Source organism: Rahnella victoriana (genome assembly GCF_021276285.1).
Classification (GTDB): Bacteria; Pseudomonadota; Gammaproteobacteria; order Enterobacterales; family Enterobacteriaceae; genus Rahnella; species Rahnella victoriana.
This window is the reverse complement of sequence record NZ_CP089919.1, coordinates 3,335,476-3,359,131: the sequence shown is the minus strand read 5'-3', so window position 1 is coordinate 3,359,131 and position 23,656 is coordinate 3,335,476. Positions and strand designations below refer to the sequence as shown.

At 52.8% G+C, this 23,656-nt stretch carries 18 protein-coding genes; 11 read left to right on the top strand and 7 right to left on the bottom strand.

Annotated elements, in window-relative coordinates; translation table 11 throughout:
* Positions 1 to 2: 2 nt before the first annotated feature.
* Positions 3 to 1,907 carry an ABC transporter ATP-binding protein gene (locus J9880_RS15440; protein ID WP_119822233.1) on the bottom strand — a complete coding sequence of 635 codons (1,905 nt, stop codon included), beginning with the start codon at positions 1,905 to 1,907 and terminating at the stop codon, positions 3 to 5.
* A gap of 5 nt (positions 1,908 to 1,912) precedes the next feature.
* Positions 1,913 to 4,033, bottom strand: coding sequence for a bifunctional 23S rRNA (guanine(2069)-N(7))-methyltransferase RlmK/23S rRNA (guanine(2445)-N(2))-methyltransferase RlmL (gene rlmKL / locus J9880_RS15435; protein ID WP_095922583.1), 2,121 nt, complete (start codon positions 4,031 to 4,033; stop codon positions 1,913 to 1,915).
* Between the two features lie 110 nt (positions 4,034 to 4,143).
* On the opposite strand from rlmKL, the gene J9880_RS15430 reads away from it, so the two are divergent.
* Positions 4,144 to 5,247, top strand: a complete 1,104-nt coding sequence (locus J9880_RS15430) for a YcbX family protein (RefSeq protein WP_095922584.1) — start codon at positions 4,144 to 4,146, stop codon at positions 5,245 to 5,247.
* A gap of 139 nt (positions 5,248 to 5,386) precedes the next feature.
* Here the strand turns inward: J9880_RS15430 and J9880_RS15425 are convergent, their stop codons facing one another.
* Both J9880_RS15425 and pyrD read right to left on the bottom strand, forming a co-directional pair.
* Positions 5,387 to 5,932, bottom strand: a complete 546-nt coding sequence (locus tag J9880_RS15425) for a cell division protein ZapC (RefSeq protein WP_095922585.1) — start codon at positions 5,930 to 5,932, stop codon at positions 5,387 to 5,389.
* 185 nt (positions 5,933 to 6,117) lie between these two features.
* Positions 6,118 to 7,128: a quinone-dependent dihydroorotate dehydrogenase gene (gene pyrD / locus J9880_RS15420; protein ID WP_095922586.1), complete on the bottom strand. Its 1,011-nt coding sequence runs from the start codon at positions 7,126 to 7,128 to the stop codon at positions 6,118 to 6,120.
* A 315-nt stretch (positions 7,129 to 7,443) separates the two neighbouring features.
* On the opposite strand from pyrD, the gene ssuE reads away from it, so the two are divergent.
* From ssuE to ssuB, 5 genes are read left to right on the top strand one after another with little or no spacing between them, the layout of a single operon-like run.
* The gene (gene ssuE / locus J9880_RS15415; RefSeq protein ID WP_095922587.1) at positions 7,444 to 8,025 is read left to right on the top strand and encodes an NADPH-dependent FMN reductase; all 582 of its coding nucleotides are present in this window, start codon (positions 7,444 to 7,446) and stop codon (positions 8,023 to 8,025) included.
* An 18-nt stretch (positions 8,026 to 8,043) separates the two neighbouring features.
* Positions 8,044 to 9,018: a sulfonate ABC transporter substrate-binding protein gene (locus J9880_RS15410; RefSeq protein WP_232770478.1), complete on the top strand. Its 975-nt coding sequence runs from the start codon at positions 8,044 to 8,046 to the stop codon at positions 9,016 to 9,018.
* Between the two features lie 59 nt (positions 9,019 to 9,077).
* Positions 9,078 to 10,232 carry an FMNH2-dependent alkanesulfonate monooxygenase gene (gene ssuD, locus J9880_RS15405; protein ID WP_095922589.1) on the top strand — a complete coding sequence of 385 codons (1,155 nt, stop codon included), beginning with the start codon at positions 9,078 to 9,080 and terminating at the stop codon, positions 10,230 to 10,232.
* 11 nt (positions 10,233 to 10,243) lie between these two features.
* Complete coding sequence (ssuC, locus tag J9880_RS15400; RefSeq protein WP_095922590.1) at positions 10,244 to 11,035, top strand: aliphatic sulfonate ABC transporter permease SsuC; 792 nt, start codon at positions 10,244 to 10,246, stop codon at positions 11,033 to 11,035.
* Positions 11,032 to 11,814, top strand: coding sequence for an aliphatic sulfonates ABC transporter ATP-binding protein (gene ssuB / locus J9880_RS15395; RefSeq protein ID WP_095922591.1), 783 nt, complete (start codon positions 11,032 to 11,034; stop codon positions 11,812 to 11,814). The genes ssuC and ssuB overlap by 4 nt, the downstream gene beginning before the upstream one ends.
* Before the next feature lie 66 nt (positions 11,815 to 11,880).
* Here the strand turns inward: ssuB and pepN are convergent, their stop codons facing one another.
* Positions 11,881 to 14,496, bottom strand: coding sequence for an aminopeptidase N (gene pepN, locus J9880_RS15390; RefSeq protein WP_095922592.1), 2,616 nt, complete (start codon positions 14,494 to 14,496; stop codon positions 11,881 to 11,883).
* A 336-nt stretch (positions 14,497 to 14,832) separates the two neighbouring features.
* On the opposite strand from pepN, the gene J9880_RS15385 reads away from it, so the two are divergent.
* The 5 genes from J9880_RS15385 (at position 14,833) to J9880_RS15365 (ending at position 22,298) form a co-directional block, all read left to right on the top strand.
* The gene (locus J9880_RS15385) at positions 14,833 to 16,245 is read left to right on the top strand and encodes an MFS transporter (protein ID WP_195817336.1); all 1,413 of its coding nucleotides are present in this window, start codon (positions 14,833 to 14,835) and stop codon (positions 16,243 to 16,245) included.
* A gap of 336 nt (positions 16,246 to 16,581) precedes the next feature.
* Positions 16,582 to 17,787: a nicotinate phosphoribosyltransferase gene (gene pncB / locus J9880_RS15380; protein WP_095922594.1), complete on the top strand. Its 1,206-nt coding sequence runs from the start codon at positions 16,582 to 16,584 to the stop codon at positions 17,785 to 17,787.
* 256 nt (positions 17,788 to 18,043) lie between these two features.
* Positions 18,044 to 19,444, top strand: coding sequence for an asparagine--tRNA ligase (asnS, locus tag J9880_RS15375; RefSeq protein ID WP_095922595.1), 1,401 nt, complete (start codon positions 18,044 to 18,046; stop codon positions 19,442 to 19,444).
* A gap of 300 nt (positions 19,445 to 19,744) precedes the next feature.
* The gene (gene ompC, locus J9880_RS15370) at positions 19,745 to 20,866 is read left to right on the top strand and encodes a porin OmpC (protein WP_269812091.1); all 1,122 of its coding nucleotides are present in this window, start codon (positions 19,745 to 19,747) and stop codon (positions 20,864 to 20,866) included.
* A 241-nt stretch (positions 20,867 to 21,107) separates the two neighbouring features.
* Positions 21,108 to 22,298, top strand: a complete 1,191-nt coding sequence (locus J9880_RS15365; protein WP_131693718.1) for an amino acid aminotransferase — start codon at positions 21,108 to 21,110, stop codon at positions 22,296 to 22,298.
* 75 nt (positions 22,299 to 22,373) lie between these two features.
* On the opposite strand, the gene J9880_RS15360 is transcribed toward J9880_RS15365, so the two are convergent.
* Positions 22,374 to 23,021, bottom strand: a complete 648-nt coding sequence (locus J9880_RS15360; RefSeq protein ID WP_095922597.1) for an MBL fold metallo-hydrolase — start codon at positions 23,019 to 23,021, stop codon at positions 22,374 to 22,376.
* A 49-nt stretch (positions 23,022 to 23,070) separates the two neighbouring features.
* On the bottom strand, positions 23,071 to 23,622 hold the full coding sequence (locus J9880_RS15355; protein ID WP_095922598.1) for a YcbK family protein: 552 nt from the start codon (positions 23,620 to 23,622) through the stop codon (positions 23,071 to 23,073).
* Between the last annotated feature and the right edge of the window lie 34 nt (positions 23,623 to 23,656).

Here is a 23,656-nt window from a genome sequence, read left to right as displayed (position 1 = left end):
TGTTAGCCGTTTTTCTGCGCTTCCAGCGCTTCCCAACGTTCAAACGCCTGCTCTAACTCCTGCTCTGCAGCAGCGAAAGCATTGAGCACTTGCTGAGTTTCTTCATGAGGAAGTGTGAAGAAGTTCGCATCGCTCATTTGCTGTTGCAGTGCACTGATTTTTTCTTCCAGCGCGCTGATTTGCGCAGGCAATTGTTCCAGTTCACGTTGTTGATTATAGCTGAGCTTATTCGCCGTGCGTTTTGCCGGTTCTGCCTTAGGTTGCGCAGCCGGTTTATTTTCGGTTGCAGCCGCAGGACGGATTGGTCTCTGGTTGCGGCGCTGATGCTGTGCGTCATGGTAACCACCGACGTAACTGTTGATGACGCCGTCGCCTTCATAAATCCAGCACTCGGTTGCGGAGTTATCAACAAACTCACGGTCATGGCTCACCAGCATCACGGTACCCTGATAGCTGTCGATCATCTCTTCCAGCAGTTCGAGGGTTTCCACATCCAGGTCGTTGGTCGGTTCATCGAGGATCAACAGGTTACTTGGACGCAGGAACAATTTAGCCAGCAACAGACGGTTACGCTCACCGCCAGACAATGCTTTCACCGGGGTCATTGCGCGTTTCGGGTGGAACAGGAAGTCCTGTAAATAGCCCAGCACGTGGCGCGCGCGGCCGTTAACCATCACTTCCTGCTTACCTTCTGCAAGGTTATCCATCACCGTACGTTCAGGATCCAGCTCAGCACGGTGCTGGTCGAAGTACGCCACTTCCAGCTTGGTGCCGCAGTGAACACGGCCACTGTCTGCCTTAATCTGACTTAACATCAGTTTTAGCAAGGTGGTTTTGCCACAACCGTTCGGGCCGACCAGCGCGATTTTATCGCCGCGCATGACCTGAGCGGAGAAATGGCTGACCAGTTGTTTACCGGCCACCGAGTAGCTGACGTCTTCCATTTCGAAGACAATCTTGCCGGAACTCGCGGCTTCAACCACCTGCATTTTAGCCGTGCCCATCACTTCACGGCGATCTGAACGCTCTTTACGCAGGGCTTTCAGGGCGCGGACGCGGCCTTCGTTACGTGTACGGCGGGCTTTGATACCCTGACGGATCCACACTTCTTCCTGCGCCAGTTTTTTATCAAACTCGGCGTTCTGCAACTCTTCGACACGCAGCGCCTCTTCTTTCGCCAGCAGATACGCTTCGTAATTGCCCGGATAGGAGACCAGTTTGCCGCGATCGAGATCGACAATACGCGTCGCCATGTTGCGGATGAAAGAACGGTCATGGGAAATGAAGATAATGCTGCCCTGGAATTCTTTCAGGAATTCTTCCAGCCACGCGATACTCTCGATATCCAGGTGGTTGGTCGGTTCGTCGAGCAGCAGAATGTGCGGCGCGCTGACCAGCGCACGACCCAGTGCCGCTTTACGCAGCCAGCCGCCGGACAGGGATTTCAGCTCTGTATCCGCATCCAGACCCAGTTTCAGCAGCACTTCATTAATGCGGCTGTCGAGTTGCCACAAGCCCTGGTGATCAAGGATTTCCATCACCTGAGCCAGTTTGTTCATGTTCTTCTCGCTCGGGTCGCTTTCGACCAGATGCGAAATCGCGTGATACGCTTTCAGATGCTCGGCCTGTTCGAACACACCTTCCGAGACGAAATCAAACACCGTACCTTCAACATTGCGCGGCGGATCCTGTTGCAGACGCGCCACAATCAAATCCTGCTCATACACAATGCGCCCGTCATCGAGCGGCACTTCACGGTTGAGGATTTTCATCAGCGTCGATTTACCGGCGCCGTTACGGCCAACCAGACAGACGCGCTCATTCGGCTCGATGTGTAATTCGGTGTTATCCAACAGCGGCGAGTCACTGAATGACAGCCAGGCACCTGACATACTAATTAACGACATAAACTTTATTTTTCCTCGCCGGCATGGGACAGCAGCCAGCAGTTATGAATCTGACGATTACGGGCGAAATCCTGTGACAGGGTTTGGCTGGTGATTTCTTTCGCGCTCAGCCCCAATTTACTCAGTCCGTCGAGATCCATCTGGAAACCGCGCTTGTTGTTGGAGAACATAATGGTGCCGTTGCGACGTAAAATGCGTTTCAGATCTTTCATCAGAGCCAGATGATCACGCTGTACGTCAAAACTTTCGGCCATACGTTTTGAGTTGGAGAACGTCGGTGGATCGATAAAGATCACATCGAATTGTTCATCGCACATGCCCAGATAAGACAGGCAATCCGCCTGGATCAGGCGATGCTGACGGCCGGTCAGGCCATTGGCACGCAGGTTTTTTTCCGCCCATTCCAGATAGGTACGGGACATATCGACGGTCGTCGTGCTGCGTGCGCCGCCCAGACCGGCGTGCACACTGGCAGTTCCGGTGTAGGCAAACAGGTTCAGGAAGTCTTTTCCTTTGCTCATTTCACCGAGCATTTTGCGCGCGATGCGGTGATCAAGGAACAAACCGGTGTCGAGATAATCCGTCAGGTTAACCCACAGTTTAGCGTTGAATTCTTCAACCAGCAGGAACTCGCCTTTCTGCGCCAGTTTCTCGTACTGGCTGGTGCCTTTCTGGCGCTCACGGGTTTTCAGGATCAGCTGGCTGGAGGAAATATCCAGCACAGACATCGTGGCGTTAATCACGTCGAACAGACGCTGACGGGCTTTTTGCGCATCAACGGTTTTTGGCGGCGCATATTCCTGCACCACCACTTTGCTGCCGTAACGGTCAACCGCCACGTTGTAATCCGGTAAATCAGCGTCATACAGGCGATAGCATTCGATGCCCTGCTGTTTGGCCCATTTCTCCAGTTTCTTAACATTTTTACGCAGACGGTTAGCGTAATCTTCCGCCATTTGCGTACCGGCAGCACCCGTCGGGTTTTCTGCCAGCTGATAGTTTTTCTGCACGCATTCCAGCGGGCCGTTCTTGGCTTTGAACTGACGCTCAGCGCGCAGTTGCAGGCAGCTCAGCAGTTCCGGTGACGCACTGAACAGTGACAACTGCCAGCCGCCAAATTTGGTCTTCATGATGCGGCCAAGCATATTGTGCAGCGCAATCAGGGCCGGTTCGCTTTCCAGACGCTCGCCGTATGGCGGGTTACTGATCACCGTACCCACCGGGCCTTCCGGCAGCGGATTGACCAGTTTACCGACTTCGGCGGCCTCGAAGCTTATCAGTTCAGCGACACCGGCACGACGGGCGTTAGCACGCGCCATTTCGATCACGCGACGATCGATATCGGAACCAAAGAAGCGGGAAGGGGTTTCCTGCACGGCACGGCGGGTGCGCACCTGGGCTTCGGCAGTCAGTTCGCGCCACAGTTCGGCGTCAAACTTGTTCCAGCCGGTGAAACCCCAGTGCTGACGATGCAGACCCGGTGCGCGATCGGCGGCGATCATCGCGGCTTCGATCAGCAGCGTACCGGAGCCACACATCGGATCGACCATCGGCGTACCGGCCTGCCAGCCGGAACGCATCACAATGGCAGCCGCCAGGTTTTCTTTCAGCGGAGCCTGACCGGTCAGGTCACGGTAGCCACGCTGATGCAGGCCTTCGCCGCTGAGATCCAGCGCGACGCTGGCGGTATCACGTTGCAGGAAGACGTTGACGCGGATGTCAGGCTGCTGTTTTGCCACGTTCGGGCGTTCGTCCATCTTGCGGGTAAAGCTGTCGACGATGGCGTCTTTTACTTTCAGCGCGCCGTACTGGCTGTTGCGGATCTCTTCATTCAGACCGCTGAAATGCACGGCAAAAGTTTTATCCACGCCGAAGACGGACGGCCAGTCGATCGCCATCACGCCAAGATAAAGATCCAGATCGCTGTGAACTTTAAATTCGTTCAGCGGCAACAGGATGCGCGAAGCCAGACGGCTCCACAGTAAGCTACGGTACAGCAGGCGATCGTCACCTTCAAAATGCACCCCTCCCTGCACAACTTTGCAGGCTTGCGCACCCAGCGTTTCCAGTTCGCTTTTTAACAGTTCTTCCAGTCCACGCGCCGTGCTGGCAAACAAAGAGTTCATATCGACATATCACCAAAAATAAAATTGTTGCGCATTATAGCTAATCCCCGCCGCTTGTCATAAAGTCTCTGGTTCTTCTTAAGACTTTACATTCTGAGAGGCAGTCTTCAGTGCCCATTCTTTCACGTTTATTCGTTCACCCGGTCAAATCCATGCGCGGCCTGCAAGTTTCGCACTCGCTGGTCACTGCCACCGGTCTGGCATTTGATCGCCAGTTCATGATCACCGATCCACAAGGCATGTTCATTACAGCCCGCCAGTATCCGAATCTGGTCCTGTTCACGCCGGTTTTGCTGCCCGATGGACTGATGATTTGTGCGCCGGAAGGCGACAGCATCAGCGTCAAATTTCATGATTTCGCCGGTGATAACTCGCCGACGGAAGTCTGGGGCAATCAGTTTACCTCACTCATCGCGCCGGAACCCGTAAATCGCTGGTTAAGTGGTTATTTAAAGCGGGATGTGCAACTGCGGTGGGTAGGCGATGAACCCACGCGCCGGGTGAAGAAGCATCCTGACGTGCCGTTGTCCTTTGCTGACGGTTTCCCGTATCTGCTGATCAATGAAGCCTCCATGCAGGATTTGCAACGCCGCTGCCCGGGTGGCGTGCGCATTGAACAGTTCCGGCCGAATATCGTGGTCAGCGGCGCAGAGGCTTATGCCGAAGACAGCTGGCAGACGATCCGCATCGGTGAGGTTATTTTTGATCTGGTGAAACCGTGCAGTCGCTGTATTTTTACCACGGTCAGCATTGAGAAAGGTCGCAAACACCCAAGTGGCGAACCGCTGAAAACCCTGCAAAGTTACCGCACTGCCAGCGACGGCGATGTCGATTTCGGTCAGAACATGATTGCCCGCAACAGCGGCGTGATCCGCGCAGGTGACAGCGTGCAGGTACTGGCGATCAAGCCGCCGCGTCCGTACGGCGCGGGCGAAGTCATTGAAAATGTCGACGCACCAAAGAACACCGCGCAAGACGTCAGCATTAATTATCAGGGCACACAGTTTACCGGCAACAATCAGCAAATTTTGCTTGAGCAGCTGGAATTGCAGGGATTACGTATCCCCTATTCCTGTCGTGCCGGGATTTGCGGAGCATGCAGAATGACGCTGAAAGAAGGGCAAGTGTCGCCGCTGAAAGAAAGTGCAGTGGGGAAAGACGGAACGATCTTGTCGTGCAGTTGCATACCGGCAACGGATATTGTGCTCGGCTAAAAATATTTCGCCATTACCCAAAATAGTTCGAGTCGCAGTAACGCGGCAAGTGAAGGGATCCCGATGAGCTTAAACAGGTCAGTGATTCGGGTGACTGAGCGCAGCCAACGCATCTGCAACTTGAAATATGAAGGGTAATTTACACTGCCTGATCGTAGACATTATTATCAACGCGGAAGGCGGCAGGCATTAAGCGATCATGCATCACTTTAATAGCATCGCCGAGCACCATACCGCGCCCTGCCACGGTCAGCCTTTCCTGCGCCAGCAGGCACAGACTGGCATTATCGCCCGATTCCACCACCAGCAACGTCGCCTGTTCACCGCTTTCCATGACCTGCACCTGAGCAAGCTGACCGTTGGCCGGCTGGAAAGGACGCATCTGCTGAGTGAAATGCCAGCTCTTTGGCATCAGCGGTTTTAAAAAGCGATAAGCGACTAATGCATTTAAAACTAATTCGGCGCGCTGTTCAGCCGCCAGACGAATAGATTTGCATTGCTCTTCAAAATCAAAATAGAGCGCCGCATCGTCGACACAAAATGACATATTTCCGAAAGCATCAGGTGTCAGCATTTTAGCCGGGAAACGGGAACGAAAAATCATGCCATTGGCGAGATCCAACATAAGCCGGTCATGCTCTGCATCAAAATACCAACGCCAATTATCATCTGGTTTGATTTTCATTTCGTCATCCTGTGTGCCCTTATGCCCTCTGTCTGACTTCATTACCTGCTATTCAGGCAAGAATAGATTTTTCAGCAATGAAACGATATCAGACAAATCCTGAGCCTGAATTACGGTCAGTGGACAAAATATAGACGAGCCGGGTTAATAAATAAACCCCTGACTCGTCTTCAGGATAAAAAATATTAGATATGGGTAACAATATCTTTGATCAGACCCGGTCCCTTGAAGATAAAGCCGGAATAGATTTGAATTAAGGACGCGCCTGCGGCCATTTTTTCACGGGCTGCGGTTAATGAATCAATCCCGCCGACACCAATAACAGGCAGACGACCCTGTAATTCATTCGACAGCATGCGGATAATTTCTGTGCTGCGCAGCTGCACCGGACGACCGCTCAGGCCACCAATTTGTTCGCAATAATTCAGCCCCTGGATCAGTTTACGATCGAGCGTGGTATTGGTCGCAATCACGCCATCCATATTATGACGCACTAAGCTGTCGGCTATTTGGATCAATTCCTCTTCAGAAAGATCCGGCGCGATCTTCACGGCGACCGGCACATATTTCTGATGACGTTGCTGAAGCTCAAGCTGCTTATTCTTAATGGCAGCCAGAAGATCATCCAGCGCCTCGCCGTATTGTAATGAGCGTAATCCCGGCGTGTTCGGTGATGAAATATTCACCGCAATATAACCTGCGTACGGATATACCTTTTCCATACAGGTCAGATAATCATCTTTGCCCTGCTCGACCGGCGTGTCTTTATTCTTGCCGATATTAATCCCCAGAATGCCGCCAAAATGGGATTTTTTGACATTATTCACCAGATTATCCACGCCATGGTTATTGAACCCCATGCGGTTAATCAGGCCTTCTGCCTCAACGATACGGAATAAACGCGGCTTATCATTCCCTGCCTGCGCACGCGGTGTGACCGTACCGACTTCGATAAATCCAAAGCCCATTGCCCCGAGAGCATCAATACATTCGCCGTCTTTATCCAGACCTGCGGCCAGTCCCAAAGGATTCTTAAAGGACAATCCCATGCAGGTCACCGGTTTGGTCGGTACGGACTGACGGATCAGAAATTCAAAGGGGGTGCCGGAAATGCGGCTTAACTGACGGAAGGTTAACTCATGGGCGCGCTCTGGATCGAGCTGAAACAGTGCTTTCCTGATTAGAGGATACAACATGGAGACTCCTGGATTCCCGGTGGCTAGACGGGGCGGTATTATCGACTAAGCGTGGGATAATTGGAAACGATAACCGGCATATTGGCTGAATAAATGCGTCGCTGCGCAAACGATTACTTTTTGGTTACCTTTAATTCACTTTTCTCCCCCTTCCCGTCATGGCCGTCTGGCCCGCTAAACACGCGCTTTATCTGTTTTGAAACTTTCCATAGCCAAAATTGAGATTTCCGCTGCGCGGCTTCTGCCTGCTAGGTTTACTTCACTTCGTTAAGAAAAATGATAGTTCTATAACAGATTGTTATAAGGAATAAGCAAATGCGTGTAGTGACACTGGCAGGCAGCCCGCGACAACCTTCCCGATCCTCTTCCCTGCTGGCGCTGAGTCATCAGTGGCTGGCGAGCCGGGGCGTGGAAGTTTTTACCTACAATATTCAGGATTTTTCTGCTGATGACCTGCTGTTCGCCAATTTTGGCAGCCCGCAGTTAAAGCAGCTGAATGCCGAGCTGGCGAGTGCGGACGGGCTGATTGTCGCCACACCGGTATATAAAGCCTCTTTTTCCGGCGCACTGAAAACCCTGCTCGATTTACTGCCGGAACGCGCACTGGATCATAAGGTGGTGTTGCCGCTGGCCACCGCCGGATCGATCGGCCATATGCTGGCGGTGGATTACGCCCTCAAACCGGTCCTGGCCTCGCTGAAAGCGCAGGAAGTGTTACAGGGCGTTTTCGCCGATGACAGTCTGATCACCGATTACCAGACGTTCCCGGCAAAACTCGCCCCCGCCCTGGAAGAGCGCCTGACTGAATCTCTGGAAAACTTTTATCTGGCACTGAGCCGCCGTCGCCCGGCACTGCCGTCTGTCGCTTCCCTTTCTGCGCAAGCCCTGCGCGTCTGACGTTAAAAGGAATTAATGATGCCTGCTTCTTTCTCTTTACTCCGCCGGATCCCGGTTGTGGCTGGCCTGCTGACCAGCATGATCCTCAGTGGCACGGCCACCGCACAGGAAAAGGATCCTGCGCAGTTACGCATCGCGTATCAGAAAGGATCTGTCGGACTGGTACTGGCGAAATCACACCAGTTGCTGGAAAAACGCTTCCCGGACACCAAAATCAGCTGGGTCGAATTCCCGGCCGGCCCCCAAATTCTTGAAGCGCTGAACGTCGGCAGCATTGATCTGGGCGGCACCGGCGATTTACCGCCATTGTTCGCGCAGGCCGCGGGCGCTGATTTGCTGTACATCGGCTCCGAGCCGCCGAAACCAAAAGCAGAAGTGATTCTGGTCGACAGCAACAGCCCGATCAAAACGGTAGCAGATCTTAAGGGCCATAAAGTCGCTTTCCAGAAAGGCTCCAGCTCGCACAACTTATTGCTCCGTGCCCTGCAACAGGCGGGCCTGAAATTCAGCGACATTCAGCCGGTGTATCTGACGCCTGCCGATGCACGCGCCGCCTTCCAGCAGCATGACGTGGACGCCTGGGCCATCTGGGATCCGTACTATTCTGCCGCACAGGTTCAGGGGGACGTCCGGGTATTAACGGACGGTTCAACGCTGCATCAGACCGGCTCTTTCTACCTTGCGCCGAAGAAATATACCGAAGCAAATCCTCAGTTTATCAGTCAGGTTCTGGAAGTCTTGACGCAGGCGAATGCGCTGACCAAAACCGACCGTGAGCAAAGCATCAGACTGCTTTCCCAGTCGATGGGGCTGCCTGACAAAGTCGTGGCGTCTTATCTGGACCATCTGCCGGACATGCCGATCACGCCGGTCAGCAGCGAAACGGAAAAGCGCCAGCAGCAAACCGCCGACCTGTTCTATCAGAACCATATTTTACCGAAGCCGGTTGAAATCAAAGACCGCATCTGGAAACCCACCGTACAAGCGAACTGAACACCCACTTAGCCGCCGCCGAGCGGTAACGAATCGCACACTTTGAGAGGAACAAAACAATGAGTCTGAACGTTTTCTGGTTTTTACCTACCCACGGCGATGGCCGCTATTTAGGCACTGACGAAGGCGCACGCGTGGTTGACCACGGCTATCTTCAGCAGATTGCGCAGGCAGCGGACCGTTTAGGTTTCGGCGGCGTGCTGTTGCCGACCGGCCGTTCGTGCGAAGACTCATGGCTGGTGGCGGCGTCGCTGATTTCCGTCACCCGGCGGCTGAAGTTTCTGGTGGCATTGCGCCCGGGAATAATTTCTCCGACCCTGGCCGCACGTCAGGCGGCGACGCTTGACCGGTTGTCCGGTGGCCGCGCCCTGTTCAATCTGGTGACCGGCGGCGATCCGGCAGAACTGGCCGCAGAGGGTTTGCACCTCAATCATAAAGAACGTTACGAAGCCTCGGCAGAATTTACCCGCATCTGGCGTCGCGTGCTGGAAGGCGAAACGGTGGATTACGCTGGCAAACACATTCAGGTGAAAGGGGCGAGCCTGATGCACCCGCCGGTACAGTACCCGCGCCCGCCGCTGTATTTTGGCGGATCCTCCGACGAAGCGCAGGATCTGGCCGCTGAGCAGGTTGAACTCTATCTGACCTGGGGCGAGCCACCGGCGCTGGTGAAAGAGAAAATTGAACAGGTCCGGGCCAAAGCGGCGGCGAAAGGCCGCACCGTGCGTTTCGGCATCCGTCTGCACGTGATTGTGCGTGAAACCAATGAAGAAGCCTGGCGCGCCGCCGACAAGCTGATCGCCAACGTGGATGAAGAAACTATCCAGCGGGCGCAGGCGGCGTTTGCCAAAACCGATTCCGTCGGCCAGCACCGCATGGCAGCGTTGCACGGCGGAGACCGTAACAAACTGGAAATCAGCCCGAACCTCTGGGCGGGGATCGGTCTGGTGCGTACCGGTGCCGGCACGGCGCTGGTGGGCGATGGTCCGACCGTGGCTGCGCGTATGCAGGAATATGCCGATCTGGGCATCGACACCTTTATTTTCTCCGGCTATCCGCATCTGGAAGAAGCGTACCGCGTCAGCGAACTGTTGTTCCCGCATCTGGATCTGGCAAAACCGGAAGACGACAACACGGTGAAAAAAGCGATTTTGCCACGCGGTGAACTGGTCGCGCATGATTTTGCGACTAAACGCGCCGCCAGTCAGCACTGAGGAGAGCAGAAATGACAACGACACAACGCTGGCTGAATCGTGCTGCGCCGTGGGTGGTGCCGGTGGTGTTAATCGGCGGCTGGCAACTGGCCGTCGAAGCAGGCTGGTTATCCAACCGCATTCTGCCTGCGCCAAGCGCGGTAGTCGAAGCGTTCTGGACACTGGCGAAAAGCGGCGACCTCTGGCAAAACCTGAAAATCAGCACCTTCCGCGCACTGATTGGTTTCGCGATTGGCGGCAGCCTCGGTTTACTGCTCGGCTTTATTACCGGGCTGTCACGCTGGGGCGAACGGTTGCTCGACAGCTCCCTGCAAATGCTGCGCAATATTCCACATCTGGCGCTGATCCCGCTGGTGATCCTGTGGTTCGGTATTGACGAATCCGCCAAGATTTTCCTTGTGGCGCTGGGGACGCTGTTCCCGATTTATCTCAATACCTATCACGGGATCCGCAATATCGACCGTGGCCTGCTGGAGATGTCACGCAGTTATGGTTTGTCCGGCTTCCCGCTGTTTATTCAGGTGGTGCTGCCCGGCGCATTGCCGTCGATTATGGTCGGCGTGCGCTTTGCGCTTGGATTTATGTGGCTGACGCTGATCGTGGCCGAAACCATTTCTGCCAACTCCGGCATCGGTTATCTGGCAATGAACGCCCGCGAGTTTTTACAGACTGACGTGGTGGTGGTCGCTATCGTGCTGTACGCCATTCTGGGCAAACTCGCCGATGTCCTTGCCCGCCTGCTGGAAAGTGTCTGGCTGCGCTGGCACCCTGCTTATCAGAAAAAACAAGGAGACGCCGCATGAGCGCACCCGCACGTATCCCGCAAGGCACGCCGGTGACCTTATCCGGTATCACCAAAAAATACGGCAACCGCGCCGTGCTGAACGATATCAATCTGCGCATTCCACCCGGTCAGTTTGTGGCGGTGGTCGGACGCAGCGGCTGTGGCAAAAGTACCCTGCTGCGTTTGCTGGCCGGTCTGGAAAAAACCACACAGGGCGAACTGCTCAGCGCCAGCGCACCTCTGAGTCAGGTGCGTGAAGATACGCGGCTGATGTTTCAGGATGACCGTCTGCTGCCATGGAAAAAAGTGATTGATAACGTCGGCTTAGGCTTAAAAGGCAAATGGCGTGAAGCCGCGCTGGCCGCGCTGGAAGAAGTCGGGCTGGCGGATCGTGCCGACGACTGGCCGTCAGCCTTATCCGGCGGACAGAAACAACGGGTGGCGCTGGCGCGTGCGCTGATCCACCGCCCCCGCCTGCTGCTGCTGGACGAACCTCTGGGCGCACTGGATGCCCTGACGCGTATTGAAATGCAGAGCCTGATCGAGCGTTTGTGGCAGCAACATGATTTCACCGTATTGCTGGTGACGCACGACGTCAGTGAGGCGGTGACGGTGGCTGACCGGGTGATCCTTATCGATCAGGGTCAGATTGGCATGGATTTAACGGTGGATTTGCCGCGCCCGCGTCGCAAAGGTTCGGCAAGACTGGCGGAACTGGAAGCGGAAGTACTGGAACGGGTGCTGACGCCGCAAGCGTCACAGACCGGCGTGCAGGAAGCGAAACGCGCACAGCACTGATCAGAAGTTACCGGACAAAAAAAGGGCGATATCTCCATCGCCCTTTTGCTTTTCTGCTATTTACGCTTACGCATCTAACGCTTTGCTGATTTTCTCGAACAAATCACCGGACAGATTTTCCAGCCCTTTCAGCTGTTCCAGCGCCTGACGCATCAGCGCCTGGCGGTTCTGGTCATAGCGTTTCAGGCGGATCAGCGGCTCGATCATACGCGCAGCCACCTGCGGGTTACGGGTGTTGAGATCAGTCAGCATTTCCGTCAGGAACTGATAACCGCTGCCATCTGCCGCGTGGAAAGCGGAAGGATTCGCCGACGCAAAGGCACCGATCAGCGAACGGACGCGGTTCGGGTTGCCCATGCTGAATGAACGGTGATTGAGCAGTGAACGGACTTTCTCAAGCACATCGGCTGCCGGGCTGGTCGCCTGCTGGATAAACCATTTATCCATGACCAGACCGTCGTGATGCCAGCGTTCATCGTACGCCGCCATCAGCGATTCACGGCAAGGCAGTTGTGCCGAGACCGCAGCGGACATCGCCGCCAGAGAATCGGTCATGTTATCAGCCTGTTCGAACTGCGCTTTCACCAACTGGTCAGCCAGCGTGACATCGGCAAAGGCCAGATAATGCAGGCAGGTGTTACGCAGTGAACGTTTACCGATATCTTCGTGCACCACGCGATACGCTGGCAGACGGTTGGCGTTATACACCGCCAGGAACTCATCGGCCATTTCAGTCGCCAGACAACGGGTAATCGCGTCATGCACTGCACTGATTGCTTCCGGATCGATAATCTCGAACAGTTCAGCAATTTCATTATCAGACGGCAGGGTCAGGATCTGCGCCGCCAGTGCCGGATCGATATTCTCATCCAGCAATACCGCACGGAACGCATCCGCCACATGCAGCGGCAGGGAAAGCGGTTGTTTCTGCTGATGACGTGCCACGTTCAGCTTGATGTAAATCGCCAGCAGACTTTGCGCCGCATCCCAGCGGGCGAAATCGTTACGGGCGTATTTCATCAGGAAGGTCAGCTGATGATCGCCCCACTTGTAATCGAGTTTCACTGGCGCGGAGAATTCACGTAATAAAGAAGGCACCGGCGGGTATTCGACATCATCAAAGACGAACGTCTGTTCCGCTTCGGTCACGTTCAGGACATTGCTGACCGTCTGGCCGTTTTGTTTCAGCGCAATCACTTCGCCCTGCGGATCATAGAGTTCGATATCCAGCGGGATGTGCAGAGGCAGTTTCTCACTCTGATCTGGCGTTGCCGGTGTTTTCTGGCTGACCGTCAGGGTGTATTGCTGTTTTTCCACATCATAGTCATCACGCACGGTCAGTATTGGCGTACCGGACTGGCTGTACCAGCGGCGGAACAGAGACAGATCCACGTTGGACGCATCTTCCATCGCCTGCACGAAATCGTCACAGGTGGCGGCGCTGCCGTCATGACGCTCAAAGTACAGCTGCATCCCGGCCTGGAATTTCTCTTCGCCCAGCAATGTATGCAGCATACGGATAACTTCTGAACCCTTTTCATACACCGTCAGGGTGTAGAAGTTGTTCATCTCAATGACTTTTTCCGGACGGATCGGGTGCGCCATCGGGCTGGCATCTTCAGAGAACTGCGCGCCACGCATCACACGGACGTTATCGATACGGTTCACCGAACGCGATCCCAGATCAGAGCTGAATTCCTGGTCACGGAAAACGGTCAGCCCTTCTTTCAGGCTCAGCTGGAACCAGTCGCGGCAGGTCACACGGTTACCGGTCCAGTTATGGAAATATTCGTGGCCGATCACCGCTTCAATACCGAGGTAATCTTTGTCGGTGGCGGTTTCGGCTTTCGCCAGCACGTATTTGGAGTTAAAGACGTTGAGGCCTTTATTTTCCATCGCACCCATGTTGAAGAAATCAACGGCGACGATCATGAAGATGTCGAGATCGTATTCCAGGTTGAAACGGGTTTCGTCCCACTTCATGGATTGCTTCAGGGATTCCATCGCCCAGCCGGCGCGGTCCAGATTGCCGCGATCGACGAACAGTTCCAGCGCCACATCGCGGCCGGAGCGGGTTTTAAAGGAATCGCGCAGTACGTCGAAATCACCGGCGACCAGGGCAAACAGGTAGCAAGGTTTCGGGAACGGATCCTGCCATTTGATCCAGTGTTTGCCGCCTTCCAGCTCACCCTGATCAATGCGGTTACCGTTGGAGAGCAGGTACGGATAGCGGGCTTTATCGGCCACGATGCGGGTAGTGAAACGTGCGAGCACATCCGGACGATCGAGATAATAAGTAATGTGTCGGAAACCTTCGGCTTCACACTGCGTACATAAGGCTTCACCGGAAAGATACAGGCCTTCCAGCGCGGTATTTTTGGCCGGATGGATTTCGTTCACAATCGCCAGCTCAAAGGCTTCCGGCAGACCGGTAATTTCCAGCGCACCTTCTTTGATCTGATATTGCGGCCAGTCCTGACCGTTAATTTTGACGCTGATAAGCGTCAGATCTTCACCGTTGAGGACCAGCGGTGCGCCTTCTGCACCCTGTCGCTTGATCTGGCTGATGGCAGTCACAAGGGTCTTCTGTGCATCAAGCTCGAAATTAAGGTCAATATCCGTGATGGTGTAGTCCGGCGCACGATAATCATGGCGGAACTTGGCTTGTGGCAATTGAGTCATAAAAAACCTTTTGACGTTTTTGTTAATCGTAATGACGTATCTCTAAACTCTAACACAGGCATCAGGAAATCCCAGATTGTTGCCGGTTTGTGAGTGCGTATGCGCACCTTTCAACCAAAACACAGAAATTTCTGCAAAGCGGTGTTTTTGCCCGTTCAGCGCGCAATCAGATCCCCATCACATATTTGAGCAATAAAACTGTACTTTTCATCAGGCCGGTTTGCGCAGTTTTTTATGCTCTATTTTCTTCTTCGTTACATAAATTCAATATTTAAATCCGATCAGGAGTCATTAGCATGATCATGAATACGACGAATCACTGAGGCTACCCCTAAAATGAGTCACACCTGCGCCCCGGAACCGGGGATATCAGAACAAAAAACAATATATAACAATACATTATCCGCCCGTATTGATGCACTCCCGCCCTCTGCCGGACTCTGGCGATTCATCATTTTGCTCTCGCTCGGCGGCTTTTTCGAACTTTATGATCTTTTCCAGACGGGATACATAAGTTCAGGTTTAATCGCAGAAAACATATTTCATGTCGGCAGCGCGGGTGTCTTCGGTATATCCGATCAGGCGGCGTTCGCTTCTTCCACATTTTTGGGTCTTTTTTTCGGGGCCAGCCTGCTGGCGCCCAACGCAGACCGCTTCGGAAGGCGCATGACATTTATGTTTGCCCTTGCGTGGTATGGCTGTTTTTCTCTGCTGATGGCATTTCAGAACAGCGCGGAAGGCATCATTTTGTGCCGTTTTCTGGTCGGGATTGGCCTCGGACTGGAGCTGGTGACAATTGATACCTACCTGACCGAATGGGTACCGAGCCATCTGCGCAGTCGTGCGTTTGCCTTCGCCTTCTTTATACAGTTCCTTTCCGTGCCTGCGGTTGCGCTGATGTCATGGTGGCTGGTGCCACAAACCTTCTTCGGTCTGACCGGGTGGCGTTATGTGGTGATTGCCGGGGCGCTGTGTTCGCTGATTATCTGGTTTGTACGCAAAAATTTACCTGAATCGGCCCGCTGGCTGGCACAGCAAGGGCGGCATGAAGACGCGCATCATGTGGTTACGGCGATGGAAAAACGCTGCGGCGTGACCCGCAGCCCGGCCTATGTTGCAGAAGAAAATACGGGGAATTTACCGCGCAAAGGCACATTCAGGGAGATCTGGTCACCTGAATATCGCCAGCGCACCCTGATGCTGACTGTGATGAACTTTTTCCAGGCCATTGGTTTCTTTGGATTTGGTAACTGGCTACCGGCCCTGCTTTCCGGCAAAGGCACAACGGTGACGCACAGTTTGCTGTATGCCTTCTTTATTACCCTCGCCTATCCGCTCGGATCGCTGATTTGCAGCCGCTACGCCGATAAGATCGAGAATAAATGGCAAATCGTGCTTTCATCGCTGATGACCGTGGTTTTCGGCACGCTGTTCGCCTTGCAGAATAACCCTGTGATGCTGGTGATTTGCGGTTTCCTGATCACGTATTCCAATGCCTGGCTGACGTTCAGTTATCACGCTTACCAGACAGAAGTGTTTCCGACGCATATTCGTGCGCGTGCCGTGGGCTTTTGCTATTCCTTCAGCCGGTTATCCACGGTGTTCAGCAGCATCCTGATTGGCCTGATTTTGCAGGCCGCCGGGACACAGGGCGTTATCGCCTTCATTGTGGTCAGCATGCTGATCGTGATGCTGGTGATCGGTATTTTCGGACCGAAAACCCGGGGCATCAATCTGGAAAATATCTGATCGTTTACTATCGTGAACAAACGTAGCGAATTGAACATGGAAAAAACGGGGTTTAATCGCCCCGTTTTTTTCTTTCAAATTGTCAGATTGATTAAATGTATGTAATCAATTTGTGCTTTATTTAATCCGAAAACTCGCCTGTTTGCCTGAATTACCTGCGTTTAAGCACATTTAAGCCTCGACCATTCACAGACAATTATGATGTGATGAGGGTTCTTTAGCGGGATAATACGGTATACTTCACAGACTTTGCTGTTTTATCCAGAACGTTTTTTTTACGGAACGGTTGTTTGTGTTCAAACACTCAGTTTCTGACGAGGATGCTGTAAACGCGCTATGACTCCATACGCCTCCCCGATTTTGACTTCGCTGTTAGATACCGATGCCTACAAGCTTCACATGCAGCAAGCGGTCTACCATCGCTATCGCAACATCAGCGTCGTGGCCGAGTTCCGTTGCCGTGGCGATGAACTGCTGGGCGAATATGTCAGTGAAATCCGTCAGCAAATCCAGATGATGAGTCACCTGGCGCTCACGGACGATGAGTTCATCTACCTTTCCGGCCTGCCATTCTTCACGCAGGATTACCTGAACTGGCTGAAAACTTTCCGCTACAACCCTGAGCATGTCACCGTTTCTGATCGCAACGGGCATTTACACGTGCGTATTGAAGGCCCGTGGCGCGAAGTGATTATGTGGGAAGTACCGTTGCTGGCAGTTATCAGTGAAGTGGTTCATCGCCAGCGTTCGCCGCAGGCTACCGTGCAAATGGCGGTTGACCAGCTGCGCAGGAATCTCGCCCGCTTTAAGGAACAGGCTTCAGATATTGATCTCTCTGCGTTCCGTCTGATGGATTTCGGCACCCGCCGTCGTTTCTCCGGTGCGGTTCAGGAAGCCATCGTCAGCACGCTGAAGAATGAGTTCCCTTATCTGGTCGGTACCAGCAATTATGACTTAGCACATAAACTGCAACTGACGCCGGTCGGCACTCAGGCTCATGAATGGTTCCAGGCGCATCAGCAAATCAGCCCGGTGCTGGCCAACAGTCAGCGCGCCGCCTTACAAGCGTGGCTGGATGAATATCCCGATCAGCTCGGAATAGCCCTCACCGATTGCATTACGATGGATGCGTTCCTGCGTGATTTCGGCAGTAAATTCGCCAATGCCTATCAGGGACTGCGCCACGACTCCGGGGATCCGGTGGAATGGGGTGAAAAAGCCATCGCTCATTATCAGGCGCTGGATATCGATCCGATGACCAAAACGCTGGTGTTCTCCGATAATCTGGATCTGGATAAAGCGCTGCATCTGTATCGCCATTTCCATCAGCGGGTGAACCTGGTATTTGGTATCGGTACGCGCCTGACCTGTAATATTCCGGATGTGAAACCGCTGAATATTGTGATCAAGCTGGTGCAGTGTAATGGCAAACCTGTCGCGAAACTTTCGGACAGTCCGGGCAAAACGATTTGTCAGGATAAAGCCTTTGTCAAAGCGCTGCGCAAAGCCTTCGATCTGCCGCTGGTCAAAAAAGCCTCCTGAGCCATCACGGCGCGCCGGAGAAATCGGGCGCGCTGTGTGCTTTTTCTTTCCTTTATATAGTTATGATCTAATTCTGCTCGGCTTTTATTCACTCTCTCAATATTTCCCCGTGCTCCCGCCATTTACGCCACAATTCTTCTCCGCTGACGACGATTTCTGCTTGTGTCCTGAGAAAGGCTAAGTAACATAGCAAAATCCCTATTTACAGGGTGTCCAATATTTCTTAGTCAACATATATAAAGAAAGAGAGAAATCTATGAGCGTTGTGCCTGTAGTCGACGTACTGCAAGGCCGTGCTGCGGTTGACAGTGAAGTCACCGTACGCGGTTGGGTACGTACCCGGAGAGATTCTAAAGCTGGTATCTCATTCGTCGCCGTTTATGACGGCTCCTGCTTTAATCCATTACAGGCCGTCGTCAATAATTCTCTGCCCAATTATAATGAGGACGTTCTGCGTCTGACGACCGGCTGTTCTGTGGAAATCACCGGGAAAGTTGTCGCGTCGCCAGGCGAAGGTCAGAGTTTTGAACTTCAGGCCACCGTCGTTAACGTGGTGGGCTGGGTGGATGATCCTGATACCTACCCGATGGCGGCAAAACGCCATAGCATCGAATACCTGCGCGAAGTAGCTCACCTGCGCCCGCGTACCAACCTGATCGGTGCCGTTGCCCGTGTGCGCAACACCCTGTCTCAGGCGATCCACCGTTTTTACAACGAAAACGGCTACTTCTGGGTATCGACTCCCCTGATCACTGCTTCCGATACCGAAGGCGCGGGTGAGATGTTCCGTGTTTCCACACTGGATCTGCAGAACCTGCCACGTACGGACAAAGGCGAGATCGACTTCAGCGAAGACTTCTTCGGTAAAGAGTCCTTCCTGACCGTATCCGGCCAGCTGAACGGCGAGGCTTATGCCTGCGCCCTGTCTAAGGTTTACACCTTCGGCCCGACGTTCCGTGCAGAAAACTCCAACACCAGCCGCCATCTGGCTGAGTTCTGGATGGTTGAACCGGAAGTGGCCTTTGCCACACTGGACGATATCGCATCACTGGCAGAAAACATGCTGAAATATGTTTTCCAGGCAGTGCTGAACGAACGTGCAGACGACATGGCTTTCTTTGCTGAACGCGTAGACAAAGATGCGGTTGCCCGCCTTGAACGTTTTGTAACCTCTGATTTCGCGCAGGTGGATTACACCGAAGCAGTAGAAATCTTAATGAATTGTGGCCAGAAATTTGAGAACCCGGTTTCCTGGGGTGTGGATCTTTCTTCTGAACACGAACGCTATCTGGCAGAGCAGCATTTCAAAGCGCCGGTCGTGGTGAAAAATTACCCGAAAGATATCAAGTCCTTCTACATGCGTCTTAACGATGACGGCAAAACTGTGGCGGCCATGGATGTTCTGGCGCCGGGGATTGGCGAAATTATCGGTGGCTCGCAGCGTGAAGAACGTCTGGATGTTCTGGACATCCGGATGGAAGAAATGGGTCTGAATAAAGAAGATTATTGGTGGTATCGCGATCTTCGTCGTTACGGCACTGTGCCTCACTCCGGTTTCGGACTGGGCTTTGAACGTTTAGTCGCTTATGTGACCGGTGTTCAAAATGTGCGTGATGTAATCCCGTTCCCGCGTACACCACGTAATGCAACCTTCTAATTAATTAAACTATTTTTAATTAACAGAATCGTTACATAACTAAGGCCAGCATTGCTGGCCTTAGTCATTTTCAAAGATAGATCCCTGTCACAAAGTTCCGTAAAATACACATTTTGAAATACATTTTTTCTAACTGAAACATATTTAGTAATTTAGTAGCATTTTCGCTGTAGATTAAGCTCACCACGGATGGAATAGTGCGTTCAGACACAGGAGACACCAAACTCTCATGAATAGTTCCGCAAAGAATTATTTACGGCAGTGGCAGGTGTCCAAATAAAACCAATGAGGGTAATAATAATGATGAAGCGCAATATTCTTGCAGTGGTAATCCCTGCTCTGTTAGTTGCTGGTGCAGCTAATGCGGCAGAAGTTTATAACAAAGACGGCAACAAACTGGATTTGTACGGTAAAGTTGACGGCCTGCATTACTTCTCTGATGACACCGGCAACGACGGTGACCAGACTTACGTTCGTTTCGGCTTCAAAGGCGAAACTCAGATTACTGACCAACTGACCGGTTACGGCCAGTGGGAATACAACGTTCAGGCTAACCACGCAGAAAGCATGGGCGACGAAGGCAACAAAACCCGTCTGGGCTTTGCTGGTCTGAAATTTGGCGATGCGGGTTCTTTCGACTACGGTCGTAACTACGGCGCCGTCTATGACGTTGAAGCATGGACCGATAACCTGCCAGAATACGGCGGCGACACCTACACCTACACTGATAACTTCATGGTTGGTCGTACTAACGGCGTTGCAACTTACCGTAACACCAACTTCTTCGGTCTGGTTGATGGCCTGAACTTTGCTCTGCAATATCAGGGTAAAAACGAGAACGACGACCGTGGCGTGTCTAAACAAAACGGCGACGGCTATGCAATCTCCACGACTTATGACATCGGCGCAGGCGTAAACCTGGGTGCAGCATACGCGTCTTCTGACCGTACTGATGCGCAGACTGCTGATGGCAACGGCGACAAAGCTGACGTCTGGACTGTTGGTGCGAAATACGACGCTAACGGCGTATACCTGGCAGCAATGTATGCAGAAACCAACAACATGACTCCGTTCGGTAACACTGAAGCGGGTAACGGCGCAGACAACGGTAACCGTGATGGTTCCCAGCAATTCGCTAACAAAACTCAGAACTTCGAAGTGGTTGCACAGTACCAGTTCGACTTCGGTCTGCGTCCTTCTGTAGCGTACCTGCAGTCTAAAGGTAAGAGCCTGAACAGCACTTACGGCGACGACCAGGATCTGGTGAAATATGCTGAAGTGGGTGCGACTTACTACTTCAACAAAAACATGTCTACCTATGTTGACTACAAAATCAACCTGCTGGACGAAAATGACTTCACCAAAGCTAACGGCATCGCAACTGACGATATCGTCGCACTCGGTCTGGTTTACCAGTTCTAATATCGCTTAACGATTCGCTTACGGGCGTATCAAAGGGATATCAAGGCAGAGCTTCGGCTCTGCCTTTTGCATTTTTGAACCTCGACGCCTTCGTTTTTCTGCCTTCCCTCATAAAATATTTTAATCTCCCACGCCTTCTCACAACTCTGCTTTCTTTTTGCCGCAAACGGTTGGCAAACGGGGACGCTGGCGTTAACCTGATGCCCTCTTTCGTCATATCAGGCTAATGGACGTTTCCAACATGTTTGAAAAAATCACTGCAGCACCTGCCGACCCGATCCTGGGTCTTTCCGATCTTTTCCGCGCTGATGACCGCTCAAATAAAATCAATCTTGGGATTGGTGTTTATAAAGATGAAACGGGTAAAACGCCGGTTCTGGCCAGCGTGAAGAAAGCCGAACAATTCCTGTTGGAAAATGAAACCACTAAAACCTATCTGAGCATCGACGGATTGCCTGATTTTGCCCGCTGCACGCAGGAACTGCTGTTTGGTAAAGACAGCGCGGTCATCGCTGATAAACGTGCACGTACTGCCCAGACGCCTGGCGGTACCGGTGCCCTGCGCATCGCTGCTGATTTCATCGCGACACAAACCAGCGCCAGACGTGTATGGGTAAGCAATCCGAGCTGGCCAAATCACAAAGGCGTGTTCTCTGCTTCCGGTCTCGAAGTCGCAGAATACAATTATTATGACGCCGCCAGTCATAGTCTGGATTTCGACGGCATGCTGAAAAGTCTGAGCGAAGCCGTTGCCGGCGACGTGGTGTTATTCCACGGTTGCTGCCATAACCCGACCGGTATTGATCCGACGGAAGAACAATGGGCACAGCTGGCAGAACTGTCAGTGGCTAAAGGCTGGTTACCGCTGTTTGATTTCGCTTATCAGGGCTTTGCAAAAGGTCTTGAAGAAGATGCTGCTGGCCTGCGTCTGTTCGTGGCAAACCATAAAGAATTACTGGTCGCCAGTTCTTACTCGAAAAACTTCGGGTTATATAATGAGCGCGTCGGTGCCTGTACGCTGGTGACCGCCGATGCCGAAACGGCAGAACGTGCGTTCAGCCAGATGAAATCGGTTATCCGCGCAAACTACTCCAACCCGCCGTCACACGGCGCAGCGGTAGTGGCGACTATTCTGGGTAATGATGCCCTGCGCACCTTGTGGGAGCAGGAACTGAGCGATATGCGACAGCGTATCCACCGCATGCGCCAGTTATTTGTCAGCACATTGCAGGAAAAAGGCGCGCAGCAAGACTTCAGCTTTATTATTAATCAGAACGGTATGTTTTCATTCAGCGGCCTGACGAAAGATCAGGTGCTGCGTTTGCGTGATGAATTCGGTGTGTATGCGGTAAATTCAGGTCGTATTAACGTCGCGGGTATTACGCTCGAAAACATGGCCCCGCTGTGTGAAGCGATTGTCGCGGTGCTGTAAAAGGTAAGCGTTGTTGCTCGATTAAAAAAGCCCGTCAGGAAACTGACGGGCTTTTTGCTTTTCAGGCATGACCTTTTACCAGACCGGCATTTCATCCTGCAGGAAAGGATTGGTTTTGCGCTCATAGCCAAAATCAGACATCGGGCCATGACCGGGAATAAAGACGATGTCATCGCCGAGTGGCAATAGTTTCGTTTTAATGGAATGGATCAGCGCCTGATGATCGCCACGCGGGAAATCACTGCGCCCCACGCCGCCTTTAAAAATCACATCACCGGAAACAGCGATACGCGCTTTATCATTGATGAAAACAATATGACCCGGCGTATGGCCCGGACAATGCAGCACCGACAGTGTTTCTTCACCCACGCTGACCGTATCGCCCTCTTCCAGCCAGGTATCCGGCGTCAGCGGGTCGCAATGATCAAGACCAAACATCTGGCTCTGCGTTGGCAGCGCATCAAGCAGGAACTGATCTTCTTTCTGAGGCCCGATGACCGGCACCTGATAATGGGCGGCCAGTTCTGCTGCCGCGCCGACGTGATCGAGATGGCCGTGGGTCAGCAAAATTTGCGTGACCAGAACGCCTTTGGCAGACACTTCCTGAATAATTCTTGCGGCTTCACCGCCCGGATCGACAAGTGCGGCCTGATTGGTTTTGGTACACCAAATCAGTGAGCAATTCTGGCTGAACGCCGTGACAGTAATAAGATGGATTTTCATAAGGCTCCACAAAATGGCCTGCATATTTGCAGGCCATTAATAACACACATCACCAGGTCCGGGCGGGGCCGGTATCGATGTGCACAAAGTTACTTCGTGGATAATATCCTACACCACCCATCCGCATTTTTAATGCTGCTTTGCGGATATTACTCAGTTCGATGCCCTGAATATGGAAATCCATTGCCTGCCCGAGGGTGTGATAACTGTGTTTCGCTACCCCGCTTCCAGGTTCACGCATACTGTTATTGGTTGCCAGTGAACGATAGCCGGAAATCAGTTGAACCGGTTTATTGGTTCCGCCCAGCATGACCTGCAAACGGTAAAGGTGATCGAACAAGGCAGGATCGATAGTCTTAACTTTTTCCGCGCGATAGTCCCTGAACAAATGATTCAACCGGGCCAACTCATCCTTGTTGTAACGCTTTCCATCAAAAAACTCGGTTTTGAGGGTTTCGCCGGTATTTATATTATTAACCACTAAAATACGGGGACGAGGCGTGGAAAGAGTGGCGAATGCACGACCTGGAAGCAATGCAATCCCCATAGCGGCACTGCCCAGTGCCAGCCATTTACGGCGATGTTTGTCGATTTCATTCATGTACAGTTTACTATCCGATAAGAGAGTCAAAAAT